At 32.5% G+C, this 8,214-nt stretch carries 7 protein-coding genes; 6 read left to right on the top strand and 1 reads right to left on the bottom strand.

The features are described 5' to 3' along the window. Positions 1–289: 289 nt before the first annotated feature. The 6 genes from CF599_RS19010 (at position 290) to CF599_RS18985 (ending at position 6,577) form a co-directional block, all read left to right on the top strand. Positions 290–763, top strand: coding sequence for an Lrp/AsnC family transcriptional regulator (locus CF599_RS19010; RefSeq protein ID WP_121967497.1), 474 nt, complete (start codon positions 290–292; stop codon positions 761–763). Positions 764–765: 2 nt separating this feature from the next. After that, positions 766–1,788: an EamA family transporter gene (locus tag CF599_RS19005; protein WP_121967496.1), complete on the top strand. Its 1,023-nt coding sequence runs from the start codon at positions 766–768 to the stop codon at positions 1,786–1,788. Positions 1,789–2,049: 261 nt separating this feature from the next. Further along, entirely contained in the window at positions 2,050–3,804 is a 1,755-nt protein-coding gene (gene rpsA / locus CF599_RS19000; RefSeq protein ID WP_121967495.1) for a 30S ribosomal protein S1, read from the top strand. A gap of 126 nt (positions 3,805–3,930) precedes the next feature. Next, positions 3,931–4,722: a hypothetical protein gene (locus tag CF599_RS18995; RefSeq protein ID WP_121967494.1), complete on the top strand. Its 792-nt coding sequence runs from the start codon at positions 3,931–3,933 to the stop codon at positions 4,720–4,722. Then, the gene (locus tag CF599_RS18990) at positions 4,722–5,480 is read left to right on the top strand and encodes a hypothetical protein (RefSeq protein ID WP_121967493.1); all 759 of its coding nucleotides are present in this window, start codon (positions 4,722–4,724) and stop codon (positions 5,478–5,480) included. Before CF599_RS18995 ends, CF599_RS18990 begins: the two co-directional genes overlap by 1 nt. 8 nt (positions 5,481–5,488) lie before the next feature. Further along, a complete protein-coding gene (locus tag CF599_RS18985) occupies positions 5,489–6,577 on the top strand; it encodes a toxic anion resistance protein (RefSeq protein WP_121967492.1) in 1,089 nt (362 codons plus the stop codon). 90 nt (positions 6,578–6,667) lie between these two features. Here the strand turns inward: CF599_RS18985 and pepT are convergent, their stop codons facing one another. After that, positions 6,668–7,912 carry a peptidase T gene (pepT, locus tag CF599_RS18980; protein WP_121967491.1) on the bottom strand — a complete coding sequence of 415 codons (1,245 nt, stop codon included), beginning with the start codon at positions 7,910–7,912 and terminating at the stop codon, positions 6,668–6,670. Positions 7,913–8,214 lie beyond the last annotated feature (302 nt).

The following is an 8,214-nucleotide window of genomic DNA, read 5'->3' as shown; positions in this document are numbered from 1 at the left end:
GAGAAGTTAAGCCCGCTAGCGCAGATGGTACTGCTAACCAGTGGGAGAGTATGTCGCCGCCTTTCTTTTAGAATCCCCAATCTCGTATGAGGTTGGGGATTTTTTGTTTTATATGGTTTGATATAAAGCATTTTAAACTATTGTAATGTTTAGTATAAGTCTTTTTAATTCATTTAATCAGTATATTGTTTGTATTAATCCACTTTTTTCCGAATAATATTCTTTTTTATTTTATTTTTCTTGCTTTTTATTCTTTTTGTCCTTAAATTTGCACTCGTAAATAAGGGATATGGAATATAAGCTTGATGAAGTTGATTTAAAAATCTTGCGTTTGATGCAGGATAATGGTAGAATTAATAACTCTGATGTAGCAAAGGAGTTAGGTATGGCGCCATCAGCTGTGTTGGAAAGAGTAAAAAAACTTGAAAATAAAGATGTTATTTTGGCTTATCATGCAAGAGTTAATCCAGAAGCATTAGATCAGAAAATGCTTTCTTTTATCTTTATTAAAGTTGATGAAATTATAGGTGATGAAGAAACAGGAAGGCTGTTAGCTGATATTCCTGAGGTATTAGAAGTTCACGATATAGCTGGTGATGATGGTTATATGATTAAAGTTAGAACTACAGATTCATTAGCTTTAGTTCATTTAATGAGAAATTCACTATCAAAAATACAAGGGATTATTTCAACAAGAACGATTATCGTTTTGCAAACAGTTAAAGAAGAAAATAAATTAATTATACCTGAAAAGTTAGAGTAGTTATGGGAGCAGTTAATACAAATGGAACAAATAAAAGTACAGTGATTGCAGCTTATATAGTTGTATATTTTGTATGGGGGTCTACGTTCTTTTTTATTCATAAGGCATTGAGTGATTTCTCGCCTTTTGTATTGGGTACGTTACGTTTCTTTAGTGCTAGTTTACTTTTACTGACTTACTGTAAAATGAAAGGATACAAATTGTTTAATAAGAAGATTGTTAAGCAGGCTTGTATTACTGGTTTTCTGTTATTGTTTATTGATATGGGAGCCTTGATATGGGCGGAGCAGCATGTTTCTAGTGGTATTGCCGCTATTATGGCAGCAGCAGCAGCTTTGTGGTTTATAATTTTAGATAAGCCTCAATGGAAAAATAACTTTACTAGTATTCCAACTGTATTAGGTTTGTTATTAGGTTTTGTAGGAGTGATTATGTTATTTGCAGAGCAAATCAATATTGCTAGTGATGAATCTCAGAAACTTTTGAATATTTTTTGTATGGTATTGTTGATTCTAGGTTCTATAGCTTGGACAGCAGGGTCATTGTATTCTAAATATTCAAAAGATAAAAATACTACAGAGGGAGAAGATCTTCATGTTATGGTTAAAACTTCTTGGCAGATGATTACTGCAGGTGTTTTGTTCTGTATTGTGGCTATCTCTAATGGAGAGTTTGCAGCATTTGATCCAATGGAAGTATCACTGTCAGGGTGGTTTTCACTAGGGTACTTAATTACTTTTGGTTCTATTTTAGCTTTTGGTTCTTATATATGGTTAATTCAAAATAGACCGGTTGTAGAAGTAAGTACATATGCTTATGTTAACCCAGTAGTTGCAGTGGCACTTAGTTATTTCTTTACTGATGATATTATTACTAGTTTACAGATTGGTGGTTTGGCAGTTGTATTGTTGAGTGTTGGATTAATGAACTGGGATTTGTATAAGAATAGTAAGTTTATAAAAGTATTCAATAAGAAAAGAAAAGAAAGTACTGAAGATAAGGAAGAGTTAAATATTACGAATTAATTATAGTTATTTTAAAAATATTAAGAGGGTCTATGCAATTGTGCTAGACCTTTTTTTGTTCTTAATCTTTTTGATTAGCAAGATGTTGATTAATTTAAAAGTGATTTATTCTTGTATATCTAATTTAAAGTTATAATTTTGCACCACTTTTAGTTCAGTGAAGTTTCGCTAATAGTACACTTTTAAATGTTAAACAACTTCTAGTATTTTATCACTGATAATAAGAAACTTATAAAAACTAGAATACAAATTTTATCAGAAATGTCTGAAAACATTAAAACACAAGAGGAGTTCTTAAATGATTTTAACTGGGATAACTACGAAAACGGTATCGATGCAGTTGAAGATGCTCAATTAAAAGAATTCGAAAGCCTAGTAGAAAAAACTTTTATTTCTACTGATGACGAAGAAGTAGTAGAAGGAGTTGTAGTTAGAATTACTGACAGAGACGTTATCGTTGATATCAACGCTAAATCTGAAGGTGTTATTTCTTTAAATGAGTTCCGTTACAATCCAAGTTTAAAAGTTGGTGATAAAGTAGAAGTATTAATCGACGTAAGAGAAGATAAATACGGACAATTAGTTTTATCTCACAGAAAAGCTCGTACTATCAAAGCTTGGGATAGAGTTATTGCTGCTCATGAAACAGGAGAAATCGTTAATGGTTTCGTAAAATGTAGAACTAAAGGTGGTATGATCGTTGACGTATTCGGAATCGAAGCATTCTTACCTGGTTCTCAAATTGACGTTAAACCAATCCGTGATTACGATCAATACGTGAACAAAACAATGGAATTCAAAGTAGTTAAAATTAACCACGAATTCAAAAACGTTGTTGTATCTCACAAAGCACTTATCGAGGCTGATATCGAAATTCAAAAGAAAGAAATTATCGGTCAATTACAAAAAGGTCAAGTGTTAGAAGGTGTTGTTAAAAACATTACTTCTTACGGTGTATTCATTGACTTAGGAGGTGTAGATGGATTAATCCACATCACTGACTTATCTTGGTCAAGAATCAACCACCCAAGTGAAGTGTTAGAATTAGACCAAAAATTAAATGTTGTTATCTTAGACTTTGATGATGAGAAAACAAGAATTCAATTAGGTTTAAAACAACTTTACGCTCACCCATGGGATGCTTTAGATACTAACTTAAACGTTGGTGATAAAGTTAAAGGTAAAGTAGTTGTTTTAGCTGACTACGGTGCTTTCATCGAAGTTGCTGAAGGTGTTGAAGGTTTAATCCACGTTTCTGAAATGTCTTGGTCTACTCACTTGAGATCAGCACAAGATTTCGTTAAAGTTGGAGACGAAGTAGAGGCAGTTATCTTAACTCTTGATAGAGACGAAAGAAAAATGTCTTTAGGTATCAAACAATTATCTCAAGATCCTTGGACTGATATCACTTCTAAATACCCAGTAGGTTCTAAACACAATGGTATCGTTCGTAACTTTACTAACTTTGGTGTATTCGTAGAATTAGAAGAAGGAATTGATGGATTAATTTACATCTCTGACTTATCTTGGACTAAGAAAATCAAACACCCATCAGAATTTGTTAACGTAGGAGATAAATTAGACGTAGTTGTATTAGAGTTAGACGTTGAAGGACGTAAATTATCTTTAGGACACAAACAAACTACTCCTAATCCTTGGGACAAATACGAAGCTGCTTACGCTGTTGGAACTGTACATTCAGGAGAAATCTCTGAATTAGTTGACAAAGGTGCTACTGTAGTATTCGAAGATGATGTTGTAGCTTTCATCCCAACTCGTCACTTAGAAAAAGAAGACGGTAAAAAGTTGAAAAAAGGTGAAACTGCTGAATTCAAAATTATTGAGTTCAATAAAGAATTCAAAAGAGTAGTTGCTTCTCACACTTCTATCTTCCGTGAAGAAGAAGAGAAAAACGTAAAAGCTGTTGAAACTGCAAGTAACACTGCAGAAAGAACAACTTTAGGTGATATCGACGCTTTAGCTGAATTAAAAGAAAGAATGGAGAAAGGGAAATAATTCCTAACCTATAAATTTCTAAGCCCCAACATTGTTGGGGCTTTTTTTATACCCATAATGTATTGTTGTATAGATTAATTACAGTTTATTTTTAATATCTTTAAGTATTGTTTTAATTTTTACTAAATGGGGTGGTTTACTAACCGAGATAAAGCATGGGAAATTAAACAGACACTTATTCTGTTAGGTGTCGTTGGTATATCTAGTTTTTTAAGTTTAGGTGTATTAACTCCTATTTTTATTTTTGCTTTTGGTTCCCAAGTTAAGATTAGCCGTTGGACTCAGACAGCAGTTTTTATTGGTATGCTTTATTTAGCACTTCTATTTATTGTATTATTTGTTTATATCTTAGGTGTTAACCCTACTTCATTCTTAGCTCTTAACTACATAAGTTTTTATATTTATATTGTTTATCTATCTATATCTGTTCCTGAATACCTTCAGCGGTTAGATCTTAAAAATTTTATTAATCTAGAAAAGGGGAAAGAATATAGTTATTATACGATTATGGATCAGTTAAACAATCTAGAAGCTAATAAGTCAATTAAAGAGTCCTTCTTGAGTAATTTAAAGGCTTTTAAGCGACAAATTACTAATTCAAAACTTAGTGATGATGTTGACGAAATAATACGCTTAATTGATGTTATTATAGTTAATGAAACGACTTCAACAGATTTATTATTGGAGCGTCATGTTTCTACTATCGAAAATTCTCTAATTCAGTATATTGAACTTAGTAATAGTTATCATAAGAGTGAGCAAGTTATGAGTTCTATTCATAAATTAGAGGAATTAATAAAGTATGCATGTATAGCATTAGAGAACGAATTATCTATGATGATAGAGAATCAAGTATTAGATGTAGGTGGTGAAGCATCAGTGTATTTGTCTGTATTAAAAGGAAGGGGATTATTATAATGGGATGGTTTACAACACAGTCTAAACAATGGGAGTTAAAAATAGGATGGATTAGTTATCTAGCTATCTTGTTTCCTTTTTTCTTTCCTCCATTAGCGATGCTTTATATGGGCATATTAGGAAAGATTAGAAATCTGATCTTAGCTAGTTTTCTATGGGGAGGACTATATACATTAGGCTATATTTTATATAGGCTCTATGCGGATGTGCAGTATGTAGATGTTTTACTATTTTGTATTCTATTAAGTGGAGCATTAGTAGTAGCGATGTATCTAAAGGCCTTTTTGAGAAGAGTTCATTTGCGATCTATTATTAATATCAAGTGGAATATAGAGTATGATTATGTTGATTTTATGAGAAGAAAGAAGATATCTGAAGTGCTATCTGTAAGTGATTTTATAGATCATCTAACACAATGGCAACTACAGATACTCAATGCAGAAGTTAGAGGTAGTATCGCAAGTATGATACAATTGACCAAATCAATTACTATGAATAATCAGCATAGAAGTGATTTATTTATCGAAAGACATGCTTATTCTATAGAGAACATGTTACAACAGTATCATCAGATAGAGTTGTCTAAACTGAATAACGAAGTGATGAAGTCTGCTGAATATAAGATTAGAACGACACTTCTCGCTGCCACTACAGCGTTCGAGAACGAATTAAATAATAAAGACAAGTATAATCACTTAACTATAGAAGTAGACTCTGAAGTCTATATTCAAGATTTAAAAAATCGAGGTTTATTATAAAAAAAGTTATGGAAAAAGATATTCAACAAATGCGTACCGAGAATGCATTAGCTCCAGAAGTTAATGTTGATTTCTCACCTCAAGATCTAAAGCAAATAGAATCATATAAGAAAGCGATAGACTTATCTAATACAACTCAGGTTATTCAGTATGGAGCTAGTAGTCAGTTAAAAGCGAGCACCTTTGCAACAGAGATATTAAAACAAGTACAAACTAGAGATTTAGGCGAAACATCTACTATCTTAATTAATTTACGAGAGGATGTCAAGTCCTTTGAGGGAATAGCTAATAAGAAAAGCTTATTCCCAATGTTTGATAGTATTAAAAAGAAGATATCTAGACTTCAAACTCAATACAGTAAAGTTGAAACAAATATCAATGCTATAGAACTTCAGCTAGAACGTCATTATAAATTAATGATGAAGGATGTGGCTATGTTCGATAAGTTGTTTGAAGAAAATAAAAATTACTTTAAAGAATTATCTTTATATATAGCTGCAGGTGATGAAAAACTTCATGAGTTAAATACTATTGATTTACCACGTTTAAAAGCAGAAGTAGAATTAGAAAACGACCCTTCTAAAGTTCAATCTTTTAAAGATTTAGAACAACAAGTGGTGAGGTTTGATAGAAAGATACACGATCTAAAGCTAACTAGAATGGTTATTTTACAATCTTCGCCACAGATTAGAATGGTGCAGAACAATAGCCTAATGCTAATGGAAAAGTTGCAATCAAGTATTGTGAATACCCTACCTCTATGGAAAAATCAGATGGTACTAACTCTTGGTATAGCACGTTCTCAACAGGCTTTAGGGGCACAGCAAGCTGTAAATGACGCTACTAATGACTTATTAACCAGAAATAGTGAAATGCTTAAAGACTCAACTATTAAGATCGCTCAAGAAACAGAACGTGGTATCGTAGATATTGAAACTATTCGCAAAGTAAATACAGATATTATCAATACGATAGATGAGATAGTGCGTATCCAAACAGAAGGAAGAGATAAACGCAGAGCAGTAGAAATAGAATTAAAAGAACAAGAAAGCGATCTAAAGAAACACTTATTAGGTTCTCCTGATACTGCGAAGTAAGGTCTATTACTATTAAGTCATCTGTTTTAAATACATAAAAAAAGGAGATTCACGTGAATCTCCTTTTTTATTAATATAATCGATTAATGATTATTTGTTTTTAGCTGCTGTAAGCTCAGCGATCTTTACGATTACTTCAGTAGCTTTTACAATGCTTTCTACAGGTACATACTCATATTTTCCGTGGAAGTTATGCCCTCCTGCGAATATATTAGGACATGGAAGTCCCATATAAGAAAGTTGAGAACCGTCAGTACCTCCGCGTATAGCTTTGATAAGTGGTTTAATACCTAGTTCTTTCATTGCCTCTTCAGCGATATCTACGATATGCATTACAGGCTCTACTTTTTCACGCATATTAAAGTATTGGTCACCTATTTCGCAGTTTACGATAGGTCCACCGAATTTTTTAGAATGTTTCTTATTAAACTTCTCAGCTAATTTAGCGATGTCTTTTTTGCGTTTCTCGTATTTTTTAAGGTTGTGATCACGGATGATTAGTTCTACCACAGACTCTTCTATAGTACCCGTTACATGGTGTACGTGGAAGAATCCTTCGTAACCTGTAGTCTTTTGAGGTACTTCATCTTTAGGTAATTTAGAGATGAACTTGTTTGCTAGTAGGATAGAGTTAACCATTTTTCCTTTAGCATATCCAGGGTGTACACTCTTACCATTAAAAGTAAGTTTAGCATATCCTGCATTAAAGTTCTCATACTCTAATTCTCCGATTTGGCTACCATCCATTGTGTAAGCCCACTCAGCTCCAAATTTTTTAACGTCGAATAAATGAGCTCCTCTTCCAATCTCTTCATCAGGTGTAAATCCGATACGGATTTTACCATGTTTGATTTCAGGGTGTTGGATTAAGTACTCCATAGCAGATACTATCTCAGTGATTCCCGCTTTGTCATCAGCTCCTAATAAAGTAGTACCATCAGTAGTGATGATAGTTTGTCCTTTATATTGAAGAAGATCTTTAAAGTAAGAAGGAGATAATACGATGTTTAGCTCTTTGTTTAATACGATATCACCACCATCATAATTTTCTACGATCTGTGGTTTAACATTAGCACCACTAAAGTCAGGAGATGTATCAAAGTGTGAAATAAATCCAATAGTAGGTACCTCGTGCTCAACGTTACTAGGTAATGTAGCCATGATATAAGCATGCTCATCTATAGTTACGTCTTCTAGACCTATTTGTTTTAATTCTTCAACTAATTTGTTAGCTAAATCCCATTGTTTTTCAGTACTAGGGCAACTGTTTGATGATGAATCAGATTCAGTATCAACAGTTACATAACTGATGAAACGGTCAATGATATGTTGCATAATGTATAATATTTTAGTCTAACAAAAGTAGGGATTTAAAGTTGAATAGAGAGAATATCTAAACTGTATTATTCTAAAAGCTCTTTTTTTTGACTGAATTCGTTGTTTTTAAAGATAACGCCTTTGCTTTTTTGATTAAATAGAAGAGATTTTAATGTGTTTGATTTTTAGTAAAATAGAAGTTGACCCGTCCTGAAAAAACTGTACAGTTTTAAATACCCATAAGAAATGGAAAAGTCAATAGAAAAAAAAGTAAAACAGCGCTATCATCAGGAATTCATTAAAAAGGTAGTGAAGGAAGT

It is taken from the genome of Myroides sp. N17-2 (genome assembly GCF_002286775.1).
Classification (GTDB): Bacteria; Bacteroidota; Bacteroidia; order Flavobacteriales; family Flavobacteriaceae; genus Flavobacterium.
This window is presented reverse-complemented; position numbering and strand designations above follow the sequence as displayed.

Excerpts from the sequence above, each read along its gene's own strand:
- CF599_RS19010 (WP_121967497.1), top strand. The coding sequence starts at position 290 with ATGGAATATAAGCTTGATGAAGTTGATTTAAAAATCTTGCGTTTGATG.
- CF599_RS19005 (WP_121967496.1), top strand. The coding sequence starts at position 766 with ATGGGAGCAGTTAATACAAATGGAACAAATAAAAGTACAGTGATTGCA.
- rpsA (WP_121967495.1), top strand. The coding sequence starts at position 2,050 with ATGTCTGAAAACATTAAAACACAAGAGGAGTTCTTAAATGATTTTAAC.
- CF599_RS18995 (WP_121967494.1), top strand. The coding sequence starts at position 3,931 with ATGGGGTGGTTTACTAACCGAGATAAAGCATGGGAAATTAAACAGACA.
- CF599_RS18990 (WP_121967493.1), top strand. The coding sequence starts at position 4,722 with ATGGGATGGTTTACAACACAGTCTAAACAATGGGAGTTAAAAATAGGA.
- CF599_RS18985 (WP_121967492.1), top strand. The coding sequence starts at position 5,489 with ATGGAAAAAGATATTCAACAAATGCGTACCGAGAATGCATTAGCTCCA.
- pepT (WP_121967491.1), bottom strand. The coding sequence starts at position 7,912 with ATGCAACATATCATTGACCGTTTCATCAGTTATGTAACTGTTGATACT.